Source organism: Streptomyces sp. NBC_01142 (assembly GCF_026341125.1).
In the GTDB taxonomy this organism is placed as follows: Bacteria; Actinomycetota; Actinomycetes; order Streptomycetales; family Streptomycetaceae; genus Streptomyces.
The window spans coordinates 2,344,905-2,370,812 of record NZ_JAPEOR010000002.1 but is presented as its reverse complement, the minus strand read 5'-3'; the positions used below and the strand labels follow the sequence as shown (position 1 = coordinate 2,370,812).

Here is a 25,908-nt window from a genome sequence, read left to right as displayed (position 1 = left end):
CTTGCGCCGGCGGCATGTGCGGGTCACCGTGCCGCTGAGGCCCGTGCCCGCCGGGCCCGCCATACCGCCGCCGCCGGGCCGACGGCGCCGCGAAGCAGGCGCTTTGGGGGTGTGGGGGGCGAAGCCCCCCATGGCCCCCGGTTGGCCCCCGGTTCAGGGATAGGGACGGGGTGGGGGAGAGCACCCCCTCAGACCGCGAGGCGCTCAGGCGCTCAGGCGCTTCGCGAGGATGAACTCCGTCGCCCCCGGCGGATAGTCCTCCACCCGGCCCACCACCTCGTACCCTCTCTTCCCGTAGAACCCCGGCGCCTGGAAGTCCCAAGTCTCCACACGCGCCCACCCGCAGCCCCTCTCCTCCCGCGCCGCGCGTTCCGCTTCCGTCAGGAGGCGGGTGCCCAGGCCCGTGCCGCGGTGACGGTCCGCGACCCAGAGCAGGTCCACGTGGAGCCATCGCGCCCAGGTGAAGGCCGTCAGGCCGGCGGCCAGTTCGCCCGATGCGTCCTCGAACGCCCAGACCTCCAGCGGCACTTCGTCCTCGTGCGGCGTACCCCGCAACACCCGTATCGCCGGTGACCGTTCCGCGTTGCTCTGCTCCAGCCGTTCGCCGAGCAGGATCCGCCGATCTTTGTCGACTTCTGTCTCCATACGAAACATGAGGCACACCCTAAACACCCTGGCCAGTCAGTTCTGCAAATAGCCTTCCGCTCCAGCCCCCCAGCCGTACTCTGATGCTCAACACCGGTGGGGGCCGGTGCTGATCAGGGGGCGAGACAGCCGGGTACGACGCCCGGGGCGGGGTATCAGTCACAGCACGGCGGCCGGGCGAAGGCTGTAGTACTCCATCTGCCCGGGCGCCGTATCCGCGCCGGTCCGTCCTCCGACACTGGGGGTGTCTGTGGTTCGTATCCGGGTCCTGGTGGTGGACGACCACCGCATCTTCGCCGAGTCGCTCGCAGCGGCCCTCGCGGCCGAGCCCGACGTCGACGTCGCGGCGGCCGGCAGCGGTCCCGCCGCGTTGCGCTGCCTGGAGCGGGCGGCCGCCGAGGGGCGCAGATTCGATGTGATGCTGGTCGACGCCGACCTCGGCGCCCTCGCGGTGCCCGGCGGCCACATCGCGCCGGTGGCCCGCGCCGTCCCGGACAACGGCGAGGAGGGCCTCGTCGACGGCATCTCCCTGGTCGCCGGAGTCCGTACCGGGCAGCCAGCCGTCCGTACCGTCGTGCTCGCCGAGAAGGACGACCCGCGCCGCGCGGCCCTCGCGCTCCAGGCGGGCGCCTCGGGCTGGGTCGCCAAGGACTGCTCGCTGCAGCGCCTGCTCGTGGTGATACGGGGGGTGCTGCGGGACGAGACGCATCTGCCACCCGCCCTGCTCACCGGCGTACTGCGGGAGTTGACCGCAGCCCGCAAGCACCGCACCGAGAGTGAGCGGCTCGTGGAGTCGCTCACCCCGCGTGAGCGGGAGGTGCTGCGGTGCATGGTTGCGGGTCTGGGGCGCAAGGCCGTCGCCGAGCGCCTCTTCCTGTCCCCGCACACCGTTCGTACGCATATGCAGAACGTTCTGGGGAAGCTGGGCGTGCACTCCACGCTCGCCGCGGTCGCCCTCGCGCGCCGCGCCGGGGTGGGTCCGGTCGACCTAGCCGGGGATGTTGTCGAACGGGGCGGTCAACTGGCGTAGCAAACCCGCCAGTTCACCCCGTTGTGCGGGTGACAGCTCGGAGAGGATGGCGCGTTCCTGGGCGAGCAGACCGGCCAGTGCCTGGTCGGCGCGGTCGCGGCCCTCGGGGGTGAGGCGCACCAGCACCCCTCGCCGGTCGCTGGGGTCGGGCAGCCGCTCGACCAGGTCTTTCTTGGCGAGCCGGTCGATGCGGTTGGTCATGGTGCCCGAGGTGACCAGCGTCTGAGTGAGCAGCTGGCCGGGCGAGAGCTGGTACGGAGCCCCCGCTCGCCGCAGCGAGGTCAGTACGTCGAACTCCCACGGCTCCAGATTGTGCTCGGAAAAGGCAAGCCGCCGGGCCCGGTCGAGATGGCGTGCAAGCCTGGAGACGCGGCTGAGCACCTCGAGTGGTTCCACGTCGAGGTCGGGGCGCTCACGGCGCCATGCTGCGACCAGTCGATCGACCTCGTCCTCCATGTCGATCAGTGTAGATGGTCTGTCGACGTGAAGTCTCTTGACATCAAGATATATTCGGGCGCAAGCTTGGGCATGGTCGGGCTGGAACTACCGTTCCGCTTCGGCGCACCGTTCCTGTAAGGGGGCTCGAGCATGCATTCCGCACCAACTTGGGATCCGTACCAGTACCTGCGCCACGCCGACCATCGCACCAGACCCTTCCTTGATCTGCTCGCCCGAATATCCCGGCTGCCCCACGGCGACCGTCCCGCCCGCATAGCCGACATCGGCTGCGGCCCCGGCAATGTCACCGCGCTCCTCGCCGACCGCTGGCCCGCCGCCCATATCACCGGCTTCGATCTCTCGCCCGAGATGCTCGCGCTTGCGGACAAGGAATACGCGGGCACCACGGCCGGCGGCGGCTGGCTCGATTTCAGGCCTGCCGATGCCGCGCACTGGACGCCCGACGAGCCGTACGACCTGATCGTCTCCAACGCCGCACTGCAATGGGTTCCCAATCACCCCGAGTCCTTCCCTCTGTGGATCGAGGGCCTCGCCCCGGGTGGCACGCTCGCCTTTCAGGTTCCGGGCAACTTCACCGCCCCCAGCCATGCTCTCCTCGCCGAACTCTGCGAAACGCCGCAGTGGCGCAGCCGCCTGGGCGACCATGGACGGCGCTATATCCACATACTGGAGCCGGCCGACTATCTCGCCCGCCTCGTGGACCTCGACTGCGAGGCGGACGCCTGGGAGACGACCTACCTCCAACTCCTCACCGGGGACGACCCGGTGCTCGACTGGGTCAAGGGCACGGCCCTGCGCCCGGTCCTCACCGAGCTCGCCGACGACTCCGCGGCGGTGAACGAATTCCTGGGCCAGTACCGCGATCTGCTCCGCAAGGCCTACCCACCGGGCCCGCACGGCACGGTGTTTCCGTTCCGCAGGATCTTTGCCGTCGCGCGGAAGGTGTCGTGATGCCCGCCGCTGCCGAGCGCCACCAACTCGCGGCCGACCGACAGGAGTTCTGGGGCACGGCCCGTTGAGCGGACGCAGAAGCGCCCCGCCGCCGGTGCACGGCGACGGGGCGCTTCAGGTGGGACCGGCAGCGTCAGTGCAGGCTGCTGTAGGTGTTCCAGCCGGTGCCGATCTTGGCCTTGGCCTTGAAGCCGCCGGCGCCGTTGGCGTCGTAGCGGAACAGCTCGCCCGCGGAGGTCCGGGCGAGGAGGTCGCCCCGGCCGTCGCCGGTGAGGTCACCGGGCGCCGCCAGCTGGGTGAACTGCTGCCAGCCGCCGCCGATCAGCTTCTTCGCCGCGAAGGGGGCAGTGGCGACGCCCGTACCCGGGTACAGGTAGAGCTTGCCGTCCTTGGCACGGGCGAGGAGGTCCGCCCTGCCGTCGCCGGTGAGGTCACCGGCGCCGGCCAGCTTGTTGAACTGCTGCCAGCCGCCGCCGATCCTGACCTTGGTGGCGAACGCGGTACCGGTGCCGTTGCCGCGGTACAGGTACAGCGCGCCGGAGCCGTCACGCGCCAGCAGGTCGCCCTTGCCGTCGCCGCTCAGGTCACCGGGGCCGACGAGGGTGTTGTAGACGCCCCAGCCGGTGCCGATCGTCTGTACCTGGCCCGAGGTGTGGCTGTAGTTGAACAGCGTGTTGTTGTACACCTCGAGCAGGTCGGAGAACCCGTTGTTGTCGAGCGACGAGACAAGGGTGGGCTTCGCTCCCTTCCAGCCGCCGACGTCGCTGATCCGCTCACGGGCGCTCAGCTGACCGTTGTTCAGGCTGTAGTAGGAGTAGAGCGTGCCCTTGGTGTCGAGCCCGAGGAGCTCGCTCTTGCCCCACGTGGGATTGTTGCCCGCCCCGCCGAACTGCACGGCGACGTTCCAGCCGGAACCGAACTCCGCACGGGGGAGGAACGTGCCCGTGCCCGTCGAGCTGTAGCTGTAGAGCACGCCCGCGGTGTTGCGGGCGATGAGCTCGCTCAGCCCGTCGCCGTTGATGTCGTCGAGGCCGAAGAGCTGGTTGTACTGCTGCCAGCCCGTGCCGAGCGCGACCTTGTCCTTGAACGGCCGGGCGACGTCCCCGGTGCCGGAGTAGAAGTAGAGCGTGCCGGCCGGATTGCGGGCGAAGAGATCGGCGACACCGTCGCTGTTGACGTCGTTCACGCCGACGAGCTGGTCGAACTGCTGCCAGCCGCCACCGATCCTGACCTTGCCCGCGAACGGCGAGGCCGCTCCCGGAGTGGCCCGGTACAGGTACAGATCGCCGGCGTTCGTACGCGCCAGCACATCACCGACGCCGTCACCGGTCAGGTCGCCGGGGGAGAAGACCTTGTTGAACTGCTGCCAGCCGGTGCCGGACCAGATGATGTCGCCCTGGTCGGCGGAGCTGCGGTACGCCGAGAGCCGTCCGGACGCGCCCAGCGTGAAGTGGACGGGGCCGCTCTCCTCCAGCCCGGCGATGGAGAAGACATCCTTGTACGTCTCGTTGGGCGACTCGTGGATGCCCGCGTTGAACCGGTACTCGTACGTATCTGCACCGCTGGACGGAGCGACGTAGGTCTTGCCGTTGGGGGCCCGGTAGAACAGCTCGCTGAATCCGTCGCCGTCGACGTCGCTGCGCGGCATCGCCGGGGAGACATCGGCCGCCCCGATCGCCTCGGACCGCTTCTTGCCGCCGTTGCCGCCGGAGCGCGGCGGGAACGTCAGCTTCGGCTGCTGTCCCGAGCCGGGAGTGACCTGCTCGACCGGCGCGCGCGGCGCCGGAGCGTCGTCCGCGTGAGCCGGGAGGGCGAGCAGCATGCCCGCCGAGAGGGCGAGCGCGGTGCAGGCCGCGATGCGCCGGGCGGGTCTGAAACGCATTCCGGCAGCACGGCCGGGTTCCACTGAAGACAAAGTCCCCCTGGGGAATGGAGTGAGGCCGGGTGAAGGAGCTCGTACCGTCTTCACGTCTGTGGCGAAACGTCTGTGGCGAACTCGCCCCGGAGTGATGCGGATCGTACAACCTCGGGGTGACAGTGGGGGGTTGATGTCGCAGAGGTCAGAAGTACGGGAAGGGCCGGCCGGCCGGCGGCGGCCCGCCGGGGATCGTCCGCCGACAGCCGTCGGGCCTCAGTTCTTGCGGTGCCCTATCAACCGCGGCTTCGCCTCCAGGCTGCCCAGCCCGTGCCACGCCAGGTTCACCAGATGCGCCGCGACCTCCGCCTTCTTCGGGCGGCGGGCGTCCACCCACCACTGCCCGGTCAGCGCCACCATGCCGACCAGCGCCTGCGCGTACAGCGGGGCGAGCTTGGGGTCGAAGCCGCGGGACTTGAACTCACCGGCCAGAATGTCCTCGACCTGTGTCGCGATATCGCTGATCAGCGACGCGAAAGTGCCGGTGGACTGGGCGACAGGGGAGTCGCGCACCAGGATGCGGAAGCCGTCGGTGTACATCTCGATGTAGTCGAGGAGCGCGAACGCCGCCTGCTCGAGCAGCTCGCGCGGATGCCCCGCGGTGAGCGCGCCGTTCACCATTTCCAGCAGCTGGCGCATCTCGCGGTCCACCACGACGGCGTACAGACCCTCCTTGCCGCCGAAGTGCTCGTACACGACCGGCTTGGACACACCGGCCTTCGCCGCGATCTCCTCGACCGAGGTGCCCTCGAAGCCCTTCTCGGCGAACAAGGTGCGGCCGATGTCGAGCAGTTGTTCGCGGCGTTCCGCGCCGGTCATCCGCACACGGCGGGTGCGCCGGCTCCCGGAGGGCCGGCTGCTCTTGTCCGCATTGCTGGTACCGCCGTCGATCGCCACGTCGTCAATCATGCCGGGTCTGCGGAGTTGCTCTTGCGTCGGGCCGCGATGCGAGACGCATCCGGCCAGCGCACGTCGTACGCCCAGCCCAGCTGCTCGAACCAGCGGATCAGCCGGGCGCTGGAGTCGATCTGGCCCCGCAGCACACCGTGCCGCGCACTGGTCGGGTCCGCGTGGTGGAGGTTGTGCCACGACTCGCCGCAGGACAGCACCGCCAGCCACCAGACATTGCCCGAGCGGTCGCGGGACTTGAAGGGGCGCTTGCCGACCGCGTGGCAGATGGAGTTGATGGACCAGGTGACGTGGTGCAGCAGGGCCACCCGCACCAGCGAACCCCAGAAGAAGGCGGTGAACGCACCCCACCACGACATGGTGACCAGACCGCCGACCAGCGGCGGGATGGCGAGCGAGAGGATCGTCCAGTAGATGAAGTCGCGGGAGATCCGGCGGATCGCCGGGTCCTTGATCAGGTCGGGTGCGTACTTGGCCTGCGATGTCCGCTCCTCGTCGAACATCCAGGCGATGTGTGCCCACCACAGGCCCTTCATCAGCGCGGGCACCGTCTCGCCGAAACGCCACGGCGAGTGGGGGTCGCCCTCGGCGTCCGAGAACTTGTGGTGCTTGCGGTGGTCGGCCACCCAGCGCACCAGCGGACCCTCGACCGCCAGCGAGCCCGCGATCGCGAGCGCGATGCGCAGCGGGCGCTTCGCCTTGAAGGCGCCGTGCGTGAAATAGCGGTGGAAGCCGATCGTGATGCCGTGGCAGCCGATGTAGTACATGGCCACCAGCAGACCCAGATCGAGCCAGCTGACCCCCCAGCCCCAGGCCAGCGGCACCGCGGCGAGTACAGCGACGAAGGGCACCGTGATGAACAGCAGCAGGGCGATCTGCTCGATCGACCGCTTGCTGTCGCCGCCCAGCGTGGCAGGGGGCAGCTCGCCCGACTGTGGCTTCGGGGCGTCGTCCAGCAGATTCTGGCTTCTGGTCATGGGGTCCCCTGTGGGGTGGGAGATTCGAAGGAACCGGGCTACGGATGCGTAACCTACGGCATCGTAAGTATGGCAGTGAGCGGCGTGGCGGCAAGAGACCTGTGGATAACGTCTCGGAAATGGACACCTATCCTGGGTGTCGTCGGACAGCGCGGTCCGCAAGCCTCCAGTACCCCTCCAGACGTGCTCAAACACTGCAAGGAGCCGCACCTGTGAGCAGTGCCGACCAGACCCCAACCGCCAGCGCCGAACTGCGTGCCGACATCCGCCGACTGGGCGATCTCCTGGGCGAGACCCTCGTCCGCCAGGAGGGCCCCGAGCTTCTCGAGCTCGTCGAGCGTGTCCGTGCGCTGACGCGCAGTGACGGTGAGGCCGCAGCCGAGCTGCTCGGCGACACCGACCTGGAGACCGCAACCAAGCTGGTGCGTGCCTTCTCCACCTACTTCCATCTGGCCAACGTCACCGAGCAGGTGCACCGCGGCCACGAGATGCGCGAGCGGCGTGCCGTCGAGGGCGGGCTGCTGGCCCGTACCGCGGACCGGCTCAAGGACGCCGACCCCGAGCATCTGCGGGAGACCGTCAAGAATCTGAACGTACGGCCCGTGTTCACCGCGCACCCCACCGAGGCGGCGCGGCGTTCCGTACTGAACAAGCTGCGTCGCATCGCCGAGCTCCTCGAGAGCCCGGTCATCGAAGCGGACCGGCGCCGGCACGATCTGCGGCTGGCCGAGAACATCGACCTGATCTGGCAGACCGACGAGCTGCGCGTGGTGCGGCCCGAACCGGCCGACGAGGCGCGCAACGCGATCTACTACCTCGACGAGCTGCACGCGGGCGCCGTCGGCGATGTGCTCGAGGACCTGGCCGCCGAGCTGGAGCGGGTCGGCGTGGAGCTGCCCGCCGGGACCCGGCCGCTGACCTTCGGCACCTGGATCGGCGGCGACCGCGACGGCAACCCCAACGTCACCCCCGCGGTGACCTGGGAGGTGCTGATCCTCCAGCACGAGCACGGCATCACCGACGCCATCGAGGTCATCGACTATCTGCGCGGGCTGCTGTCGAACTCAGTCCGCTATGCGGGCGCCACGGAGGAGCTGCTGGCGTCGTTGCAGACCGACCTGGAGCGACTGCCCGAGATCAGCCCCCGCTACAAGCGGCTGAACGCCGAGGAGCCGTACCGCCTCAAGGCCACCTGCATCCGGCAGAAGCTCGTCAACACCCGCGAGCGCCTCGCCAAGGGCACGCCCCACGAGGAGGGCCGCGACTACCTCGGCACCGCCGAACTGGTGCAGGACCTGACGCTGATCCAGACGTCGCTGCGCGCGCACCGCGGCGGGCTCTTCGCCGACGGCCGGATGGACCGGGTGATCCGTACGCTCGCGGCGTTCGGACTGCAGCTCGCCACCATGGACGTACGCGAGCATGCCGACGCGCATCACTATGCGCTCGGTCAGCTCTTCGACCGGCTCGGCGAGGAGACCTGGCGGTACGCGGACATGCCGCGCGACTACCGGCAGAAGCTGCTGGCGAAGGAGCTCAGGTCGCGCAGGCCGCTCACCCCGACGCCCGCGCCGCTGGACGCCGCGGGGGCGAAGACCCTCGGCGTCTTCCACACCGTCAAGCAGGCCTTCGAGCGCTTCGGGCCCGAAGTCATCGAGTCGTACATCATCTCGATGTGCCAGGGCGCGGACGATGTCTTCGCCGCGGCGGTGCTGGCGCGCGAGGCCGGGCTGATCGATCTGCACGGCGGCTGGGCGAAGATCGGCATTGTGCCGCTGCTGGAGACGACCGACGAGCTCAAGGCCGCGGACGTGATCCTGGACGGGATGCTCGCCGACCCGTCGTACCGCCGGCTGGTCTCGCTGCGCGGCGATGTGCAGGAGGTCATGCTCGGATACTCCGACTCGTCCAAGTTCGGCGGCATCACCACCTCGCAGTGGGAGATCCACCGGGCGCAGCGCAGGCTCCGTGACGTCGCGCACCGGTACGGCGTCCGGCTGCGGCTCTTCCACGGCCGCGGCGGCACGGTGGGCCGTGGCGGCGGCCCCTCGCACGACGCGATCCTCGCGCAGCCGTGGGGCACGCTGGAGGGCGAGATCAAGGTGACCGAGCAGGGCGAGGTCATCTCCGACAAGTATCTGATCCCGTCGCTGGCCAGGGAGAACCTGGAACTGACGGTTGCCGCCACGCTGCAGGCCTCGGCGCTGCACACCTCGCCGCGTCAGTCGGACGAGGAGCTGGCGCGCTGGGACGCGGCGATGGACACGGTCTCGGAAGCCGCGCACGACGCGTACCGGCGCCTGGTCGAGGACCCGGATCTGCCCGCGTACTTCTTCGCCTCCACTCCGGTGGACCAGCTGGCGGAGCTGCACCTGGGCTCGCGGCCCTCGCGCCGGCCGGACTCGGGCGCGGGCCTCGACGGCCTGCGGGCGATCCCGTGGGTCTTCGGCTGGACGCAGTCACGGCAGATCGTGCCGGGCTGGTTCGGTGTCGGGTCGGGGCTGAAGGCCCTGCGCGAGGCGGGCCTGGACACGGTCCTGGACGAGATGCACGAGCAGTGGCACTTCTTCCGGAACTTCATCGCGAATGTGGAGATGACCCTGGCGAAGACCGATCTGCGGATCGCCCGCCACTACGTCGACACGCTGGTGCCCGAGAACCTGAAGCATGTCTTCACGGCGATCGAGGCGGAGCACGCGCTGACGGTCAGCGAGGTCCTGAAGGTGACGGGCGGCGAGCGGCTGCTGGGCTCCAATCCGGTGCTGCAGCAGACGTTCGGGATCCGTGACGCCTATCTGGACCCGATCTCCTACCTCCAGGTCTCGCTGCTGGCGCGCCAGCGCGCGGCCGCGGAACGGGGAGAGGAGCCGGACCCGATGCTGGCGCGTGCGCTGCTGCTGACGGTGAACGGCGTCGCGGCGGGTCTGCGCAACACGGGCTGACGCCCTTTTCGCCTTGCTTCCGGCCCCGTCACTCGTTGTGATGACGGGGCCGGAAGCGTACCGCTGTCGTGGAACATCCGGGCCAGGATCCCGCCCATGCGAGAAACCAGGACCGACGAGTCCGTACCTCACTGGCCGGTGCCGCCTCAGGACGGGTACACCGTGGACGACCTGCTGACGCTGCCCGACCTCCCGCGGCACACAGAGCTGATCGACGGGAGCCTGGTTTTTGCGAGTCCGCAGCGCTGTTTCCATTTCATCGTGATCGACCTTCTCGTGGCCGGCTTGCGCCGTACAGTGCCACCGGAGCTGAGGGTCTGTCGCGAGATGACCGTGGTGATCGACAAGCGCAACGGCCCGGAGCCGGACATCTCCGTCGTCCGTGCCGAGAGTGTGACCGGTCCGGACACGACTCACTTCCTGGTCGCGGACGTCGTGCTCGCTGTCGAGGTCGTCTCGCCCGACTCCGAGGCCCGGGACAAGGACACCAAGCCCCACAAGTACGCCAGGGCGGGTATTCCGCACTTCTGGCTGGTCGACCGTTCCGGGGAGGGCAGCCGCCCGGTGGTCCGTGTGTACGAACTCGACGCGGAGACCAGCGCGTACACCTTGAAGGGCATCCATCACGACGTACTGAAGATGAGCAGCCCGTTCCACATCGACATCGATCTCACCGAGATCGACCACCTCTGACGGCTCGGAGCGCGACGTCGGAGCGAGACGTCGGAGCGCGACGTCAGAGCGCGAAGAACGCTCCCACCAGCAGCGCCCCGCCGACTGCCGCCGTTCCCCAGGCGGTACGGGTCAGGCGCAGGCCTCCGCCGATCACCAGGGCCGCGAGCAGCAGGGCGCCGCCGAACGGGAGCCAGGCGTGCAGACTGCCCGCCAATCCCGTGCGTACCACCTCGGCCGAGCTGGGCTTCACCACCACCGTCAGCGTCCTGCCCTTCGGCGCGGCCACCGACTTCTCGATCGTCATGCCCTTGCGCGGCGCGGCGGAGCCCTCGGGGTCGTACGGGCCGGTGCAGGTGCGCTCGCCGCAGCTGGTGACCTTCAGGGTGCCGTGCTCGCGGCCTTTGGAGAGCAGTACATGCTGCGCCGTGCCCCAGGACGACGAGAAGCCGGCCACGAGGAGCAGGAGGGCGACGCAGGCCATCGCGGCACGGCGGCCGTACAGGAACGCGTGATTGCCGGGGGTCCGGGGGGTCCGGGTGCGGTGTCCCCTGGAAGAGAGGTGCATGGGGCGCGATCCTTGGCCATGTGGGCGCGCTCGGTCAACCTGTGGCCAGAATTTGGGGCACGAGGGGCCCGGTAAGGCACGGCATCAGGAGTTATAGGTACTTTGCGCGCGCTCCAGGCCGTCGATGACCAGGCACTCGACCGCATCCGCCGCCCGGTCCACCAGGTACCCGAGTTCCTTGCGCTCCGTCGACGAGAAATCCTTCAGTACGAAGTCGGCGACCTGCATCCGGCCCGGCGGGCGGCCGATCCCGAACCGCACCCGGTGATAGTCCGCGCCCATCGACTTGGTCATGGACTTCAGGCCGTTGTGCCCGTTGTCGCCGCCGCCCAGCTTGAGCCGCAGCGTGCCGTAGTCGATGTCCAACTCGTCATGGATCGCGACGATATTGGCCGTCGGCACCTTGTAGAAGTCCCGCAGCGCCGTGACCGGGCCACCGGAGAGATTCATGTACGACATGGGCTTGGCCAGCACGATCCGCCGGTTCGACGGGCCGGGTGCCCCGATCCGGCCCTCGAGGACCTGTGCCTGCGCCTTCGGCGCGCGCTTGAAGTTGCCGCCGATGCGCTCCGCGAGCAGGTCGGCGACCATGAACCCGACGTTGTGCCGGTTCGCTGCGTAATCGGGCCCGGGATTGCCGAGGCCCACGACGAGCCAAGGGGCGTTCGCGTCCGACATCTGCGCTGCGTCTCCTCGCGTGCGGATACAGGGAAACGGGGTGGCGGGCCGCAGCCCGCCACCCCGTCAAGCAGAGCCTACGGCTCAGGCCTCGGTGCCCTCGGCACCCTCGCCCTCGGCGTCCGCGGACGGCTCCTCGGCCTGCGCGGCCAGGACCTGCAGGACGACGGTGTCGTCCTCGACGGCCAGGGTCGTGCCGGACGGCAGCGGCACGTCCTTGGCGAGGATGGAGTCACCGGCCGCCAGGCCCGCGATGGAGACCGTGACGGACTCGGGGATGTGCGTGGCCTCGGCCTCGACCGGCAGGGCGTTCAGCACGTGCTCGACCAGGTACGCACCCGGGGCCAGGTCGCCCTCGGTGTGCACGGGGATCTCGACGTTGACCTTCTCGCCGCGCTTCACGATGAGGAGGTCGACGTGCTCGAGGTAGCCCTTCAGCGGGTCGCGCACGACGGCCTTCGGGATGGCCAGCTCGGTCTTGCCCTCGATGTCCACGGCGAGCAGAACGTTGGACGTACGCAGGGCGAGCAGCAGCTCGTGGCCCGGCAGCGAGATGTGGATCGGGTCGGAGCCGTGGCCGTACAGAACGCCGGGAACCTTGTTCTCGCGGCGGATGCGGCGGGCGGCGCCCTTGCCGAACTCGGAACGGAGCTCGGCGGCGAGCTTCACCTCGGACATGTGCACTCCTCGTATGGCAGAAAAGAATCTGGTGGCGGTCACCCGGCCACGACAGGCCTGCTACGAAGAGCGCGTCGATAACGGACCGCCGCACACACAGGTGCGGCCTCCCTCGCCGAGCAACTCGGACAGTCTACCCAGCGCCGGTCCAGCGCCCAAAGTGGATCACTCACGGGGTCCGATTCGCCGGCTCTGACCCGCCGGACCGGACCCCTGACCCGCCGGGCCGGGACCCCCCTCGCCCCTGCCGGGAACCTCGCCCGCCGGGCCGGGCCCTCCACCCGCCCGGCCTCAGTCGCCCACCGTCGCCAGGACGTCCCGCACGATCGGCCCCGCCGACCCCGACCCCCGGTTCGCGCCCTCCACCACGCACGCCACCGCCACATTCCCGCGGTACGCCACCAGCCAGCCGTTGTTCCCGTTCTCGGTCACCTCGGCCGTACCCGTCTTCGCCCCGACGTCCCCGCCCAGCTCCGCCAGCACCTTCGCCGACCCGTCCGTGACCGTCGCCCGCATCAGCCCGCGCAGCTGGGTGACCACCTTCCCCGGCAGCTCGCGGGTCTCCACCCGTGCCTCCTTCTGCCCGCGTACGAGAACGGGCGGCTGGAAGCGGCCCGAGGCCGCCGTCGCCGTCGCCGAGGCCATCACCAGTGGGTTGGCCCGCAGCCTGCCCTGACCGAAGAGCGCCGCCGCCTTCTCCGTCTCGTTCGCGGGCACCGGCACCTCGCCGTCGAACGAGCCGACGCCCGTGCGCCACTCCTGTCCGATCCCGAAGTAGTCGTGGGCGAACCGGGTCAGCTCGTCGTTCGCCAGCTTGCCGCGCAGTGCCACGAACGCCGTGTTGCAGGAGTGGATGAAGTCGTCCCGGAAGGTCGCGCCCTTGATCTCCGAGGTCTCCACATTGTGGAACTGCTTGCCGACCGTGAGGTACTTGGGGCACTCCACGCGCTGCTCCGGCGTGACCGCTCCCTTGGAGAGCAGCGCCGCGCTGGTGATCACCTTCATCGTCGAGCCGGGGGCGTACGTCCCCAGAAAGGCCCGGTTGAAGCCCGTGGCGGGGGAGTTGGTGACCGCGAGCACCTCGCCGTTGTCGATGCGCAGTGCCACCAGACCGACATTGCGGCCCTCCGCGTGCCGCTCCACCGCCCGCTCGGCCGCCTGCTGCAGACCCGCGTCGACCGTGGTCCGCAGCGGACCGTCGCCCTTCGGCGCCGCCGGGCCGAACTGAGCCTCCGTGGAACGGACTTCGCCGCTCGCCCGGTCCACCACCTGCACCGAGCCGCGCGGCTTGCCACCGCCCAGGCCGAGGGCCGCGGCCAGCGAGGGATGGCCGGAGGCGGAGACCGCCCTGCCGTCCCGGTCCACCGCGTTCAGCTCCTCCGACTCCTCCCTGGTCAGCCTGAACTTCTGCTCGTCGTTCAACTCCGGGTGGATCAACGGGAGTTCCCAGTGCACCGCCCACTTCCCGGCGGATTTCCTCAGGCCGATCCCGGAGCCGTACGCCCAGGTCCCGAGCCCGCCCACCGGCATCTTCGCCGTGTACGCGACCGTCGCACCGTCCTTGCCCTCCGCGCGGGCGGCGCCCGCCGCGAGGACCGGCTTCTTTATCTCCAGGCCTGCGGTGAAGTTCCGCAGTGTCTGCTCCGCGGTGTCCGGGGAGTCCGTGAGCCGCGCGGCCGCCGGCAGATCGCCCTTCGCCCAGTGCGCGAGAAACATCCGCGCGGTCTGTACCGCCTCCGGGTCCGCGGCCGACGGTGCGGCCTCGCTCCTCAGCGGCCCGTACAGCACCGCCCAGCCCGCTGTGCCCGCCACCACCCCCCCGTCAGGGCCACCGCCGGCCGAAGCCGCCGCCCCACCCGATGTGTCGTCGTCATGCCGTCAGCAGAACAGACCCGTCGGCGGTCGGTCCAAGACCCATATCGGGATCCACATCATTCGATTCTGCCTATCATTGCTGTTCATGGACCTGCTGCTGCATCTGCGGTACTTCCGTACGGTCGCCGAGGAAGCTCACTTCGGCCGCGCCGCCGAGCGGCTGCGCATCGCCCAGCCCTCCCTCTCCCAGCGCATCCAGCGCCTTGAGCGCGAGCTCGGCGTACGGCTCTTCGACCGCACCAGCAGAGGCACCGCCCTCACCCCCGCCGGACGCCTGGTCCTCGCCGAGGCCGACGGGCTCCTCGAAGCCGCCGACCGGCTCAGGGCCGCCGTCGCCCGGGTGCAGAGCGGCGCGGCCGGCACCCTGCGCGCAGCCGTACCGCCCCAGCTCGGCGGCGCGGCCGTCGCCGCCCTCCTCACCGGCTTCCGCGACCGCTCACCCGGCGGCACCCTCGAACTGCGCGAGCTCACCACCGCCGACCAGAGCGCCGAACTCGCCGCGGGCACGCTCGACGCCGGCATCGTCCGCCACCCGTGCCCCGCCCCCGGACTCGGCTTCGGCCCGCTCCTGCACCAGCCGCTGGGGGCGCTGCTCGCCGCCGACGACCCCCTCGCCGACCGGGACGAGGTGGCCGCCGCCGAACTCACCGGCCGCGAACTGGTCCTCTTCCCCCGTGCCACCGCCCCCGCTCTGCACGACGAGACCCTCACCGCCTGCGCCCGGCACGGCTGCACCCCCGCGGCCGTGCACGAGGCGGCGGGAGCCGACTTCACCCGTGCGCTGGTCCTGTCCGGGGCCGCCGCCGCCCTGGTGCCGAAGCCCGCCCCCGAGCCCGGTACGGTGTGGCGGCCGCTGCGCGGCACCCCCGTCACCTGGCGCACCTCGGCGGCCTGGCCGCAGGGCCGGGACGGGCCCGCCGTACGGATCTTCGCCGAGGCCGCGTACGAGGCCCTGCTCGCGCACGCCGGAATGTTCGCCGCCCGCCTCGAAAGGCCCCTGTTCCCCCGCCCCGCATCGGAGTTCCCGCTGTGACAGCCGTGCCGACGCCCGCAGCACGCACCCGTATCGTCGAGGCCTTCGCCGACGCCGGTGTCACCGGGCAGCTGTACGCCGCCGACATCGACAGCGGCACCAGGATCGCCGTGGGCGGCGACGCGGACGTCTCCACCGCCAGCGTCCACAAGGTGTGCCTGGTCGCCACCCTCTACCGCGAGGCCGCGGCCGGCCGCATCGACCTGCGGCGGCAGACCGAGATCCCCGCCGGGGCGCGCAGTGCGGGACCCACCGGCCTGGGGGTGATGCGCGACGCGGCCCGCCTCTCGCTGCGCGACCTCGCTTCCCTCGCCGTCGCCGTCAGCGACAACGCCGCCGCCGATCTGCTGTGGGACGCCGTGGGCCGGGACACCGTCAATCGCACCATGGGCGAACTGGGCCTGCGCCGTACCGTCGCCGTGCAGACCATGCGCGAGCTGTACGCCTCCATGGCCGAGGACGCCGGCGCGGGCGGCGCGGCAGCGCTGGTCGACCCGGCGGCGGTATCCCGGCTCAGGGTCCTCGACCCGGCCCGTACCAACCGCAGCACGCCGCGCGAGATGGCCGCGCTGCTGGCCGCGATCTGGCGCGACGAGGTGTGCGAGGGAGCGCGCGGGGCGGAGGGCGAGGAGGGGGAGGAATACGGAGCCGAACTGCGGGCGCTGCTCGGCCTCCAGGCCTGGAGCCACCGGCTCGCCTCGGGCTTCCCCTTCGACGACGTGCGGGTCTCGGGCAAGACCGGAACCCTGCCGACCCTCCGCCACGAGGTGGGGGTCGTCGAATATCCCGACGGCGGGCGGTACGCGGTCGCGGTCTTCACCCGGGCCGCGTCCACGGCCGTCACGCTGCCGGCGGCCGACGCGGCGATCGGCCGGGCGGCACGTATCGCCGTCGACGCGCTGAGGGCATCAGCGCTGCGGGCATGAGCGCTGCGGGCATGAGTGCGCTGCGGGCGTCGGCCGCGCCGCGGCATGAGCGCCGCGGGCATCGGCGCCACGGCATGAGCGCCGCGGCATGAGCATCGTGGGCATCGGCGCCACGGCATGAGCGCCGCGGCATGAGCATCGTGGGCATCGGCGCCGCGGGCATGAGAAAGGACCGTCCCGGGAGCACCGGGACGGCCCTTCTCGTACGTACTTAGGCCTGCTCCTCGAAGAGGCTCGTCACCGAACCGTCCTCGAAGACCTCGCGCACCGCACGCGCGATCGTCGGCGCCATCGACAGCACCGTGATCTTGTCGAGCTCGAGGTCGCCCGGGTCGGGCAGGGTGTTCGTGAAGACGAACTCGCTGACCTTGGAGTTCTTCAGACGGTCCGCTGCCGGGCCCGACAGAATGCCGTGCGTCGCCGTCACGATGACGTCCTCGGCACCATTGGCGAACAGCGCGTCCGCGGCGGCGCAGATCGTGCCGCCGGTGTCGATCATGTCGTCGACCAGGACACAGACGCGGCCCTTGACCTCGCCCACGACCTCGTGGACGGTCACCTGGTTGGCGACGTCCTTGTCGCGGCGCTTGTGCACGATCGCCAGCGGGGCGTCGAGACGGTCGCACCAGCGGTCGGCGACGCGTACGCGGCCGGCGTCGGGGGAGACGACGGTGAGCTTGGCACGGTCCACCTTCGCGCCCACGTAGTCGGCGAGGACCGGCAGCGCGGAGAGGTGGTCGACCGGGCCGTCGAAGAAGCCCTGGATCTGGTCGGTGTGCAGGTCGACCGTGAGGATGCGGTGCGCACCCGCGGTCTTCAGCAGGTCGGCGACCAGGCGGGCCGAGATCGGCTCGCGGCCGCGGTGCTTCTTGTCCTGACGGGCGTAGCCGTAGGACGGGATGATCACGGTGATGCTCCGGGCCGAGGCCCGCTTCAGCGCATCGATCATGATCAGCTGTTCCATGATCCACTTGTTGATCGGAGCCGTGTGGCTCTGTATCAGGAAGCAGTCGGCACCACGTGCCGACTCCTGGAAGCGGACGTAGATCTCGCCGTTTGCGAAGTCGAAAGCCTTCGTCGGCACCAGGCCGACACCCAGCTGGTGCGCGACCTCCTCGGCCAGCTCGGGGTGGGCGCGGCCGGAGAAGAGCATCAGCTTCTTCTCGCCGGTCGTCTTGATCCCGGTCACAGCACTGTCTCCTCAGACGTGTTCTCTGGCCGCGGGCCTACAGAACGCGAGCCAGCCGAATTTTGTGTGCACGTATCACGGTACGCCGAGTTAGGCGCACCTGTTTCCGGTCAGTTCCCCTCGGCGACCTGTTCCGTTGCCGCTTGAGCTGCCTGTGCGGCAGCGCTTCCGGGGCGCTTGCGAGCCACCCAGCCCTCGATATTCCGCTGCTGGCCGCGGGCGACGGCCAGCGAGCCGGCCGGGACATCCTTGGTGATGACCGAACCCGCGGCGGTGTAAGCGCCGTCCCCGACCGTGACAGGCGCCACAAACATGTTGTCCGAGCCGGTCCGGCAGTGCGACCCGATCGTCGTGTGGTGCTTGGCCTCGCCGTCGTAGTTCACGAACACGCTCGCGGCGCCGATGTTCGTGTACTCGCCGATCGTCGCGTCACCGACGTAGGAGAGGTGGGGCACCTTCGTGCCCTCGCCGATGGTGGCGTTCTTCATCTCCACGTACGCGCCGGCCTTGGCCTTGGCGCCCAGCTTCGTACCCGGCCGCAGATAGGTGAACGGGCCGACCGTCGCCCCCTCGCCGATCACGGCACTGTCCGCGACGGTGTTGTTCACGCGGGCGCCCGCGAGCACCACGGTGTCCGTGAGGCGGGAGTTGGGGCCGACCTCGGCGCCCTCCGCGACATGCGAGGCGCCCAGCAGCTGCGTACCGGGGTGCACGATCGCGTCCTGCTCGTACGTCACGGTCACATCGAGCAGCACCGAGGCGGGGTCGACGACCGTGACGCCGGCCATCATCGCCCGCTCGAGGAGGCGCTCGTTGAGCAGCTTGCGCGCCTCGGCCAGCTGCACGCGGTTGTTGATGCCGAGGATCTCCCGGTGGTCGGCGGCGACGGACGCCCCGACCCGGTGCCCGGCCTCGCGCAGGATGCCGAGGACGTCGGTGAGGTACTCCTCGCCCTGGCTGTTGTCCGTACGCACCTTGCCCAGCGCGTCGGCGAGCAGCTGCCCGTCGAAGGCGAACACACCGGAGTTGATCTCGCGGATCGCGCGCTGCTCCTCGGTGGCGTCCTTGTGCTCGACGATCGCGGTGACGGCGCCGGTGGCGCTGTCCCGCACGATCCGCCCGTAACCGGTGGAGTCGGGCACCTCGGCGGTCAGCACGGTCACGGCGTTGCCGTCGGCGGCGTGCGTCGCGGTGAGCGCGGTCAGTGTCTCGCCGGAGAGGAGGGGGGTGTCGCCGCACACGACGACCACGGGGCCGTCGAGCCCCTGCCCGAGCTCCTCGAGCCCCATCCGGACGGCGTGCCCCGTGCCCTTCTGCTCGGCCTGGTAGGCGGTGCGGGTCCCCGCGTACAGCTCGGCGAGGTGCCCCTTGACCTGCTCACTCGCATGGCCGACGACCACGACGAGGTGCTCGGGGTTCAGCTCGCGGGCGGCGGAGACGACGTGACCGACGAGCGAGCGCCCGCTGATTTCGTGCAGGACCTTGGGGGTCTTCGACTTCATGCGGGTGCCCTCACCCGCTGCGAGGACGACGACGGCTGCCGGGCGATTGGCGCTCACGGGAATGCCCTTCGGCTTCGGGTGGTGGACATTCGAAGGATACCGGGGACACCTGTCCTGAACTGGGGGGTGCCCCCGGACCACCGTGCCGTGAAACGAGGGCGGGTCCTGACCTGTGTGGTCAGGACCCGATCAGAACCCGAAGTGTGCAGCTCCCCCGCCAGGACTCGAACCCGGACTAATGGCACCAAAAGCCACTGTGCTGCCGATTACACCACAGGGGATAGCTAAGCCGCCCAATCCAGATATTCCATCTGGCTGCCGACTGGGCTCCCCACACTATGCCGTACCACCCGCCCTCGATGCGACGGGACTTAGCCGCGGGCTGTCCGCTCTCCCAGGAAAATGAGTCGCACCCGCCCGTAGGCTGGAAGACATGACCACAACGGGGGCGCACCAGGACGGCACGGGCACGACCGCCCGAAGCTGGCTGTGGTGGGGACGGCGGCGCAGTGTCGCATTGGATGTGGGGCTCGGGCTCGTCTCGGCCCTGGAATGCGCACTGGAGGGTGTGGGGTTCGCGGACCAGGCGGCGCTTCCGGTGCCGTTCGGGGTGGTGTTCGGGCTGCTCGTCGGGTCGGTGCTGGTGCTGCGGCGGCGATGGCCGATCGCCGTGGTGCTGGTGTCGATCGCGACCACGCCCGCCGAGATGGGCTATCTGCTGGGCGTCGTCGGGCTCTATACGCTCGCCGCCTCCGATGTGCCGCGCCGGATCACCGCGACGCTGACGGGGGTGTCGCTGGCCGCGACGCTGATCGTGGCCTTCGTACGGGTGCGCCAGGAGGTCGCCTCCGCGGATTTCGATCCCGGCGCCTGGTACGTACCGACGATGGCCGGTTTCATGTCGCTCGCCGTGGTCGCGCCGCCCGTGCTGTTCGGCCTGTATATAGGGGCGAGGCGGCGGCTGATGGAGAGCCTTCGGGAGCGTGCGGACAGCCTGGAGCAGGAGTTGTCGCTGCTGGCCGACCGGGCGGAACAGCAGGCGCAGTGGGCGCGTACGGAGGAGCGGACCCGGATCGCCAGGGAGATGCACGACGTCGTGGCGCACCGGGTGAGCCTGATGGTGGTGCATGCCGCGGCCCTGCAGGCGGTGGCGCTGAAGGACCCCCAGAAGGCCGTGAAGAACGCGGCGCTGGTCGGGGACATGGGCCGGCAGGCGCTGACCGAGCTGCGGGAGATGCTCGGGGTGCTGCGGACCGGGGAGAACGACCGGCGCGCCGCGGCTCCGGTGCCGCTGGCTGCGGTGGCCGTCGCTGCTGCCGCGGCCGCGGCAGCAGCCGGTGACGAGGACGGGCCGTCTCTCGCGGACATCGAGGGGCTCGTCGGGCAGTCCCGGCAGGCGGGGATGGTCGTCGAGCTCGCGGTGCAGGGCGAGGGGCGGGAGTACGCGCGGGAGGTCGAGCAGACCGCGTACCGGGTCGTGCAGGAGGCGCTGACGAACGTCCACAAGCATGCGGTGGGCGCGAAGGTGATGGTGCGGCTCGCGCGCCGGGACGCGGAGGTCGCGATGCAGGTGGAGAACGGCGCCCCGGACGCGAGCGGTGACGCGGCGGGCGCGGACCTGCCCAGCGGCGGCAACGGCCTGGTGGGGATGCGCGAGCGTGTGATGGCGCTGGGCGGTGTGTTCGTGTCGGGGCCGACGGACGCGGGCGGGTTCCGGGTCTCGGCGGTCCTGCCGGACCGGGACGGGTACGCCGAGCAGACATGAGCGGGCCCGCTCGCCGCGTGGGTCGGTCCGGCGCGGCGAGCGGACGCTGCCGCTCAGGCTGAGGTCACGGCGAGCTCAGGCTCAGCCCGAGGTCATGCCGTGCTCAGGCTCAGCCCGAGGTCCGGTCCGAGCTCAGGCCGAGGTCAGGCGCTGCGGCTGGATGCCCGTGATCAGCGTGGCCAGTGCCTGGTCGATGTCCGGGCCGAGATACCAGTCGCCCGTGTGGTCGAGGCTGTAGACCCGCCCTTCCGTGTCGATGGCGAGAACGGCCTGGCTGTCGCCCTCCTCCCCGAGCGGGGAGATCTCGGTGTCCAGCGCCCGCCCGAGGTCCGCCAGCGTGCGCGCGAGATGGAGCCCGGCGAGCGGGTCGAAGTGCACCGGTGTGGGGGCCGTCTGGCGGCCCGGGCCGGGAGCCGTGATGCGCAGGCCGCCGAACTCCGCCCACGCCTCGACCGCCGCCGGGGAGACCGTGTGCCGGTGGCCCGCGGGCGACACGTGCCCGCGCAGGGTGTCGGCCCAGTGCTCGGCCAGCTTGATGTCCCAGCGGCCGGGCTGCCAGCCCGCGTCACGCAGGGCAGCGTCGACCGCGACCGGGAACCGGGTGGTGCTGAGGTGGTCGGGCATCGGTGCGGGTTCAGCCGTTCTCGGGTGCGGTCGGGTCGACGGGGCGTACCCCGAAGTGGTCGAGCATCGCCGTACAGGAACGGCAGGGTGGTGCGTAGCTGCCGTGCAGCGGGTCGCCGTCCTCCCGGATGCGGCGTGCGGTCAGTTTCGCCTGTTTGAGCGCGCGCCGCGCCTCGCTCTGGGCCAGCGGTTTTCGCTGGGCCCGTTTGGAGCGAAGCATCTCCGCGGCGGTGAGGTGACGCGAGAGCAGGATCGCCTCGGGGCAGCGGCCGGTGAAGCGCTCGCGCTGGCCGCTGGTGAGGGTGTCGAGGAAATCCTGTACGAGTGGGTGGAGTACGGGCGGCTGGTCCGCCCTCCCCGCGGTGCACGTGAGGGTCTCGCCGCGTACGGAGAGTGCCGCCGCGACGGTGGGCAGGATGCCGTCGCGGCGGTGGTTGAGCGCGGGCGCGCGGCCGGCCTCGGTGCTGCTCCAACTGAGGCGTGGATCACCTGACATATCTGACGTGCTTGGTTGCGCTGTGTGCATGGTGCTGTCGTCCCCTCCCGTGCACTCCCCCGAGTTGCGGGGACAGCCTGCCAAATGGGACGGGTGGTGTGGAAGCGGGGGCACTGAAACGTGTCGCGTGTCGTGAGTGGATCACTAAGAGGTCACTCGAGTGTGACTGTTCGTTACGAAAGCGGAGGGCAGCTTCCCCCTATTGCCGCACCGCATAGGCTGTGCTGAACCAGCCAGACGCAGCAGGGGGCAACCGCCATGACGACAGGTCGGCTCGGGCAGCAAGCCGCGCCACCGAATGCGGCTTATGCCGGGCAGGTCGTGAACTTCCCGGACCCGGTCCGGGCCTCCCGCCACCCCAGAGGTGTGCGCGTGGACGAAAACGGCTACCCGGACTTCTCGCCGTACGCGCGTGCCGCCGCGGAGATCGCCGAACCCCCCGAGGGCTTCGGCGTCGACGAGCTGCGGCTCACCGACTATGTGTCGGCGAACGCGGCGCTCGCCGCCGACGGCCATGAACTGTGGGACACGATCCCCGCAGTCGCGACGCCGCACGGCTGGACCTGGCACCACGTGCGCGGTACGCGTCGGCTGCAACTGGTTCCTGTCGAGGTGAAGGCACTGCTGCGGCACCACGGTGGCCTGTCGACGACTCCGGTGGACCAGAGCAAGCGCGGCACGCGCCCGCTGCAGGAGACCCGGCCCGCTCACTTCGGTCTGCCGAAGGGTGTGGTGTCGGTGAGCGAGACCCAGCTGCTGGGAGTGGAGGAGGATCTCGGCTACCGCCTTCCCGGTGCCTACCGCTCCTTCCTGAAGGCGGCGGGCGGCTGCGCCCCGGTCGGGGCGGCGCTCGACGCCGAGCTCGGGCTCCTGGTCGACCAGCCCTTCTTCACGGTGCGGGACGAGGCCGCGGTCAACGACCTGGTGTACGTCAACAAGTGCTTGCGGGACCATCTGACCAAGGACTACCTGGCCGTCGGCTTCGTCCAGGGCGGGATTCTGGCGGTGAAGGTCAGGGGGTCCGGCATCGGCTCGGTGTGGTTCTGCGCGTACGACGATGCGCGGGATCAGGACGGGTGGAGCGTGCAGGAGCGCGTGGAGCGACTGCTGCTGCCGTGCGGCGAGGACTTCGACGGTTTTCTGCAGCGCCTCGCGGGCAATCCGCCGGAGCTGGAGACCGTGGCGAACCTGATGGTGGACGGCGGCTTCGCGCGTGCCGTACCGATTTCGGACGAGGGGTGACGGTCCGATGGTGACCTTCGCGCAGGCGCAGGAGCGCGCGGAAGAGTGGGTCAACGGCGATGTGCCCGCGTACCAGCACCGTGAGGTGCGGGTACGGGAGTTCGAGCTGGGCTTTGTGGTGTGGGCGGAGGACCGCGAGGGCGGTGCGCGTTCGGACGGCGGGCAGCAGCGGCTGGTGATCGCCCGGGACAGCGGTGAGGCGACGCTGTGGCCCGGACTGCCGGTGGGTGAGGTGATCCGCCGGTACGAGGAGGAGTACGGGATACAGGACGAGCCCGCGCATGCGCCGGAGCCGCCGCAGCGCATCGACCTGAATCAGACGTCGTTCCTGTTGAGCCCGCCGGAGTGGCTCCAGGAGGCGGCCGACAAGATCGGCATCCCGGACCGGCGGTCGGGGACTGCGCCTGCGCCTCCGGCTCCGGCTCCGGCTCCGGGCGCGGGTGCCGGGGCGCCGTCCTCGGGGGCCGACTGGTCGACCCCGGCCGCCGCGTCCGGCGCCTCCGCTTCCTCTTCCGGTGGTAACGCGCTGCAGGCCACTGCCTCCACGGGCAGCAACGCCTCGCAGGCGGGCGGGAGTCCCTCCGCGCCCGGGCCGGCGTGGCCCGAGGCCGGGGCGTCCTCCGGTGGCAACGCCTCGCAGGGCGGGTCCGTTTGGCCCGCCGCCGGGGGCAGCGGCGACTACGAGCCGACGGCCGCCGAGGGCGTGCCCGCCACATCGGGTGGGGTCACTCCGTGGACGGACACCAGTGCCGCCGGGTCGGACGACGCGTCCGTACCGCTGCCCGCCACGGTGTTCGCGCCGCCGATCTCCGGGGCCGACGACGACACTCCGCCGCCGGTCGTGGGCGCGGAGGCGCCGACCGCGCTGATGTCGGGCGGCAGCGGGCTGCCGCGGACGACGGTCGCGCCGGCGCTCGACCCGCAGTCGCAGCCTCAGCAGCCACAGCCCCAGCCGCAGTCGGCGCCGCCCTCCGCGCCTGCCGGCCCGGGTACGGCGGCCGGTGACATCGCGGACGCGGCGACGAGCAAGGCGGTCCTGCCGCCGCGTGCTTCGCGCGGCAGCGGTCCGACAACTCCGCCGCCGCCCGGCGCCCCCGGTACTCCGGGTGCGCGGCCGGGTGCGACGCCACCGCCGCCGTCGGGTCCGGGTGCTCCCCCTGCCTTCGTCGGGGGGACCCCCAGCGCTCCGGCGGGCGGTTACCTGCCGACACAGCTCGTCCCCCATCTCGGCCCGGAGGGCCCGCAGCCGCCCGGTCCGCCCGGTGCGCCGACGCCGCCCGGTCCGCCCGGTGGTGGCGTGCACCATGCCGCGACGATGCTGGCCGGTCCTGCCCAGATGGGTCCGGGTGCGCCGCAGCCGCCCGGCCCTCCCGGTGCGCCCCCCGGTCCGCCCGGGGCTCCACAGCCGCCCGGTGCGCCGACGCCGCCCGGTCCGCCCGGTGGTGGCGTGCATCACGCCGCGACGATGCTGGCCGGTCCTGCCCAGATGGGCCCCGGCGCGCCGCAGCCCCCCGGTCCGCCTGGGGCTCCGCAGCCGCCCGGTCCGCCCGGTGCGCCGACGCCGCCCGGTCCGCCCGGTGGTGGCGTGCATCACGCGGCGACGATGCTGGCCGGTCCTGCCCAGATGGGCCCCGGCGCGCCGCAGCCGCCCGGCCCTCCCGGGCCCGTACCGCATGCGCCGCACCCGCCGCAGGGTGGCCCGCCGCCCGCGTACGGCTATCCGCAGCAGCCGATCGGCATGCCGACCGTCGGCCCCGGCTATCAGGCCGTCCTGCGCTACCGCGCGCCGGACGGTTCCGAGGCCCAGCTGATCCGCCGTTCGGCGCCCGGTACTCCGCACCCGGAGTGGCAGATCCTGCATGAACTGCGCGCCATGAACGTGCCGCCGCAGCAGGTGCTCGAGCTCCACACGGAGCTGGAGTCGTGCGAGCTGCCCGGTGCGTACTGCGCGCGGATGATCCGGGAGACCTGGCCGCAGGCGCGTATCACCTCGATCGCGCCGTACGGCAGGGACCATGCCTCCCGCCAGCAGGGCATGCAGCAACTGCTCGCGCACCAGGGTGAGTTGCACCAGGTCGCGGACGGTCCGGCGCGTCCCGCGCCGGTACGGGCCCCGCTGCCGCAGGTACCGCCGGCCCCGCCGATCTCCCCGGAGGCGATCGCGCAGGAACTGGTGGGCGCCTTCGGCCCGCAGGGCATCTGCCGGTTCGACCAGCGGGCCGTCTCGCGTCAGGGTGTGCCGGAGATCGTGGCGGCCACCCTGGTCTGGGCGGGTCTGCCGGGCGACTTCAACCCGTTCTTCTGGGCCCAGCCGGCCCAGCCGGTCGTCCCGACGCTGGCCGAACTCGCGGCGCAGCGGCAGGTGCAGCCGGCGTCGGACGCGGGCTCGTACCTGGTGGTCGGCAGCGACTTCGGCCGGGCCATCTGCGTCCAGTACGGCACGGCGCACATAGTGGCGGTGCCGGTGGAGTCGGGCCCGGGTGGTCAGCCGGTGGCGCCGCAGTTCGTGAACAGCGGGCTGCCGGAGTTCGTCCGCTGCCTGGCCCTGCTCGGCCGGATGTGGCGGCTGCGCTTCAACCTCAACCCGGAGCAGGCCGGCCGCTGGACGGTCGACTTCCAGGCGCAGCTCGCGGCGCTGGACCCGGCGGCGCTGGCGTCGCCGGAGAGCTGGTGGTCGGTGTTGCTGGAGCAGATGTGGGACGGACTGCTCTGACGTACTGAACCACTGACGCACTGACGTGCTGCTGTACTGAAGCACCGACGTACGGAAGCGCTGATGTCCTGACATAGGGATGACCGGGGCGTCCGACCTGCACGACAGGTCGGGCGCCC

22 protein-coding genes and 1 tRNA gene are annotated in these 25,908 nt (G+C 70.9%); 9 read left to right on the top strand and 14 right to left on the bottom strand.

Going from position 1 to position 25,908, the window contains the following annotated elements; translation table 11 throughout:
• Positions 1-204: 204 nt before the first annotated feature.
• On the bottom strand, positions 205-654 hold the full coding sequence (locus tag OG883_RS28155; protein ID WP_266546345.1) for an N-acetyltransferase: 450 nt from the start codon (positions 652-654) through the stop codon (positions 205-207).
• A gap of 241 nt (positions 655-895) precedes the next feature.
• On the opposite strand from OG883_RS28155, the gene OG883_RS28150 reads away from it, so the two are divergent.
• Positions 896-1,675: a response regulator transcription factor gene (locus OG883_RS28150; protein ID WP_266546342.1), complete on the top strand. Its 780-nt coding sequence runs from the start codon at positions 896-898 to the stop codon at positions 1,673-1,675.
• Here OG883_RS28150 and tamR read toward each other — a convergent pair.
• Positions 1,634-2,131, bottom strand: a complete 498-nt coding sequence (gene tamR / locus OG883_RS28145; protein WP_266546340.1) for a MarR family transcriptional regulator TamR — start codon at positions 2,129-2,131, stop codon at positions 1,634-1,636. The two genes, OG883_RS28150 and tamR, sit on opposite strands and share 42 nt — an antisense overlap.
• Before the next feature lie 132 nt (positions 2,132-2,263).
• Here tamR and OG883_RS28140 point away from each other — a divergent pair, with 132 nt between their 5' ends.
• Positions 2,264-3,085, top strand: coding sequence for a trans-aconitate 2-methyltransferase (locus OG883_RS28140; RefSeq protein WP_266546337.1), 822 nt, complete (start codon positions 2,264-2,266; stop codon positions 3,083-3,085).
• Between the two features lie 133 nt (positions 3,086-3,218).
• Here the strand turns inward: OG883_RS28140 and OG883_RS28135 are convergent, their stop codons facing one another.
• The 3 genes from OG883_RS28135 to OG883_RS28125 form a co-directional block, all read right to left on the bottom strand.
• Positions 3,219-4,967, bottom strand: a complete 1,749-nt coding sequence (locus tag OG883_RS28135) for a VCBS repeat-containing protein (RefSeq protein WP_266546334.1) — start codon at positions 4,965-4,967, stop codon at positions 3,219-3,221.
• Positions 4,968-5,216: 249 nt separating this feature from the next.
• Positions 5,217-5,909 (bottom strand): TetR/AcrR family transcriptional regulator, encoded by a 693-nt coding sequence (locus OG883_RS28130; protein WP_266546331.1) that lies wholly within the window; start codon positions 5,907-5,909, stop codon positions 5,217-5,219.
• Positions 5,906-6,886 carry a fatty acid desaturase gene (locus OG883_RS28125; protein ID WP_266546328.1) on the bottom strand — a complete coding sequence of 327 codons (981 nt, stop codon included), beginning with the start codon at positions 6,884-6,886 and terminating at the stop codon, positions 5,906-5,908. Before OG883_RS28125 ends, OG883_RS28130 begins: the two co-directional genes overlap by 4 nt.
• Before the next feature lie 212 nt (positions 6,887-7,098).
• Here OG883_RS28125 and ppc point away from each other — a divergent pair, with 212 nt between their 5' ends.
• Complete coding sequence (gene ppc / locus OG883_RS28120) at positions 7,099-9,828, top strand: phosphoenolpyruvate carboxylase (RefSeq protein WP_266546325.1); 2,730 nt, start codon at positions 7,099-7,101, stop codon at positions 9,826-9,828.
• A 96-nt stretch (positions 9,829-9,924) separates the two neighbouring features.
• Positions 9,925-10,521, top strand: a complete 597-nt coding sequence (locus OG883_RS28115; RefSeq protein ID WP_266546322.1) for a Uma2 family endonuclease — start codon at positions 9,925-9,927, stop codon at positions 10,519-10,521.
• 43 nt (positions 10,522-10,564) lie between these two features.
• On the opposite strand, the gene OG883_RS28110 is transcribed toward OG883_RS28115, so the two are convergent.
• From OG883_RS28110 to OG883_RS28095, 4 genes are all read right to left on the bottom strand, one after another.
• Positions 10,565-10,984 (bottom strand): hypothetical protein, encoded by a 420-nt coding sequence (locus OG883_RS28110; RefSeq protein ID WP_266549515.1) that lies wholly within the window; start codon positions 10,982-10,984, stop codon positions 10,565-10,567.
• Positions 10,985-11,152: 168 nt separating this feature from the next.
• Complete coding sequence (pth, locus tag OG883_RS28105) at positions 11,153-11,746, bottom strand: aminoacyl-tRNA hydrolase (RefSeq protein WP_266546320.1); 594 nt, start codon at positions 11,744-11,746, stop codon at positions 11,153-11,155.
• 84 nt (positions 11,747-11,830) lie between these two features.
• Positions 11,831-12,424 carry a 50S ribosomal protein L25/general stress protein Ctc gene (locus tag OG883_RS28100; RefSeq protein WP_266546317.1) on the bottom strand — a complete coding sequence of 198 codons (594 nt, stop codon included), beginning with the start codon at positions 12,422-12,424 and terminating at the stop codon, positions 11,831-11,833.
• Between the two features lie 291 nt (positions 12,425-12,715).
• Positions 12,716-14,236 (bottom strand): penicillin-binding transpeptidase domain-containing protein, encoded by a 1,521-nt coding sequence (locus OG883_RS28095; RefSeq protein WP_266546315.1) that lies wholly within the window; start codon positions 14,234-14,236, stop codon positions 12,716-12,718.
• A gap of 148 nt (positions 14,237-14,384) precedes the next feature.
• Between OG883_RS28095 and OG883_RS28090 the strand changes: the two genes are divergently transcribed.
• Both OG883_RS28090 and OG883_RS28085 read left to right on the top strand, forming a co-directional pair.
• Positions 14,385-15,332, top strand: coding sequence for a LysR family transcriptional regulator (locus tag OG883_RS28090; RefSeq protein WP_266546312.1), 948 nt, complete (start codon positions 14,385-14,387; stop codon positions 15,330-15,332).
• On the top strand, positions 15,329-16,258 hold the full coding sequence (locus tag OG883_RS28085) for a serine hydrolase (RefSeq protein ID WP_266546274.1): 930 nt from the start codon (positions 15,329-15,331) through the stop codon (positions 16,256-16,258). The genes OG883_RS28090 and OG883_RS28085 overlap by 4 nt, the downstream gene beginning before the upstream one ends.
• Positions 16,259-16,469: 211 nt before the next feature.
• Here the strand turns inward: OG883_RS28085 and OG883_RS28080 are convergent, their stop codons facing one another.
• From OG883_RS28080 to OG883_RS28070, 3 genes are all read right to left on the bottom strand, one after another.
• A complete protein-coding gene (locus OG883_RS28080; RefSeq protein WP_266546271.1) occupies positions 16,470-17,447 on the bottom strand; it encodes a ribose-phosphate diphosphokinase in 978 nt (325 codons plus the stop codon).
• A gap of 110 nt (positions 17,448-17,557) precedes the next feature.
• Entirely contained in the window at positions 17,558-19,006 is a 1,449-nt protein-coding gene (glmU, locus tag OG883_RS28075) for a bifunctional UDP-N-acetylglucosamine diphosphorylase/glucosamine-1-phosphate N-acetyltransferase GlmU (protein ID WP_266546268.1), read from the bottom strand.
• Positions 19,007-19,158: 152 nt separating this feature from the next.
• Positions 19,159-19,230: transfer RNA gene (locus OG883_RS28070), tRNA-Gln, on the bottom strand.
• 152 nt (positions 19,231-19,382) lie between these two features.
• On the opposite strand from OG883_RS28070, the gene OG883_RS28065 reads away from it, so the two are divergent.
• Positions 19,383-20,714, top strand: coding sequence for a sensor histidine kinase (locus OG883_RS28065; protein ID WP_266546265.1), 1,332 nt, complete (start codon positions 19,383-19,385; stop codon positions 20,712-20,714).
• 132 nt (positions 20,715-20,846) lie between these two features.
• Here the strand turns inward: OG883_RS28065 and OG883_RS28060 are convergent, their stop codons facing one another.
• Positions 20,847-21,338, bottom strand: a complete 492-nt coding sequence (locus OG883_RS28060; protein ID WP_266546263.1) for an SUKH-3 domain-containing protein — start codon at positions 21,336-21,338, stop codon at positions 20,847-20,849.
• A gap of 10 nt (positions 21,339-21,348) precedes the next feature.
• Positions 21,349-21,864 carry a YwqJ-related putative deaminase gene (locus tag OG883_RS28055; protein WP_266546261.1) on the bottom strand — a complete coding sequence of 172 codons (516 nt, stop codon included), beginning with the start codon at positions 21,862-21,864 and terminating at the stop codon, positions 21,349-21,351.
• A gap of 228 nt (positions 21,865-22,092) precedes the next feature.
• Here OG883_RS28055 and OG883_RS28050 point away from each other — a divergent pair, with 228 nt between their 5' ends.
• Both OG883_RS28050 and OG883_RS28045 read left to right on the top strand, forming a co-directional pair.
• Positions 22,093-23,076 (top strand): SMI1/KNR4 family protein, encoded by a 984-nt coding sequence (locus OG883_RS28050; protein WP_266546259.1) that lies wholly within the window; start codon positions 22,093-22,095, stop codon positions 23,074-23,076.
• Between the two features lie 7 nt (positions 23,077-23,083).
• The gene (locus tag OG883_RS28045) at positions 23,084-25,789 is read left to right on the top strand and encodes an SUKH-4 family immunity protein (protein ID WP_266546256.1); all 2,706 of its coding nucleotides are present in this window, start codon (positions 23,084-23,086) and stop codon (positions 25,787-25,789) included.
• The last annotated feature ends 119 nt before the right edge of the window (positions 25,790-25,908 follow it).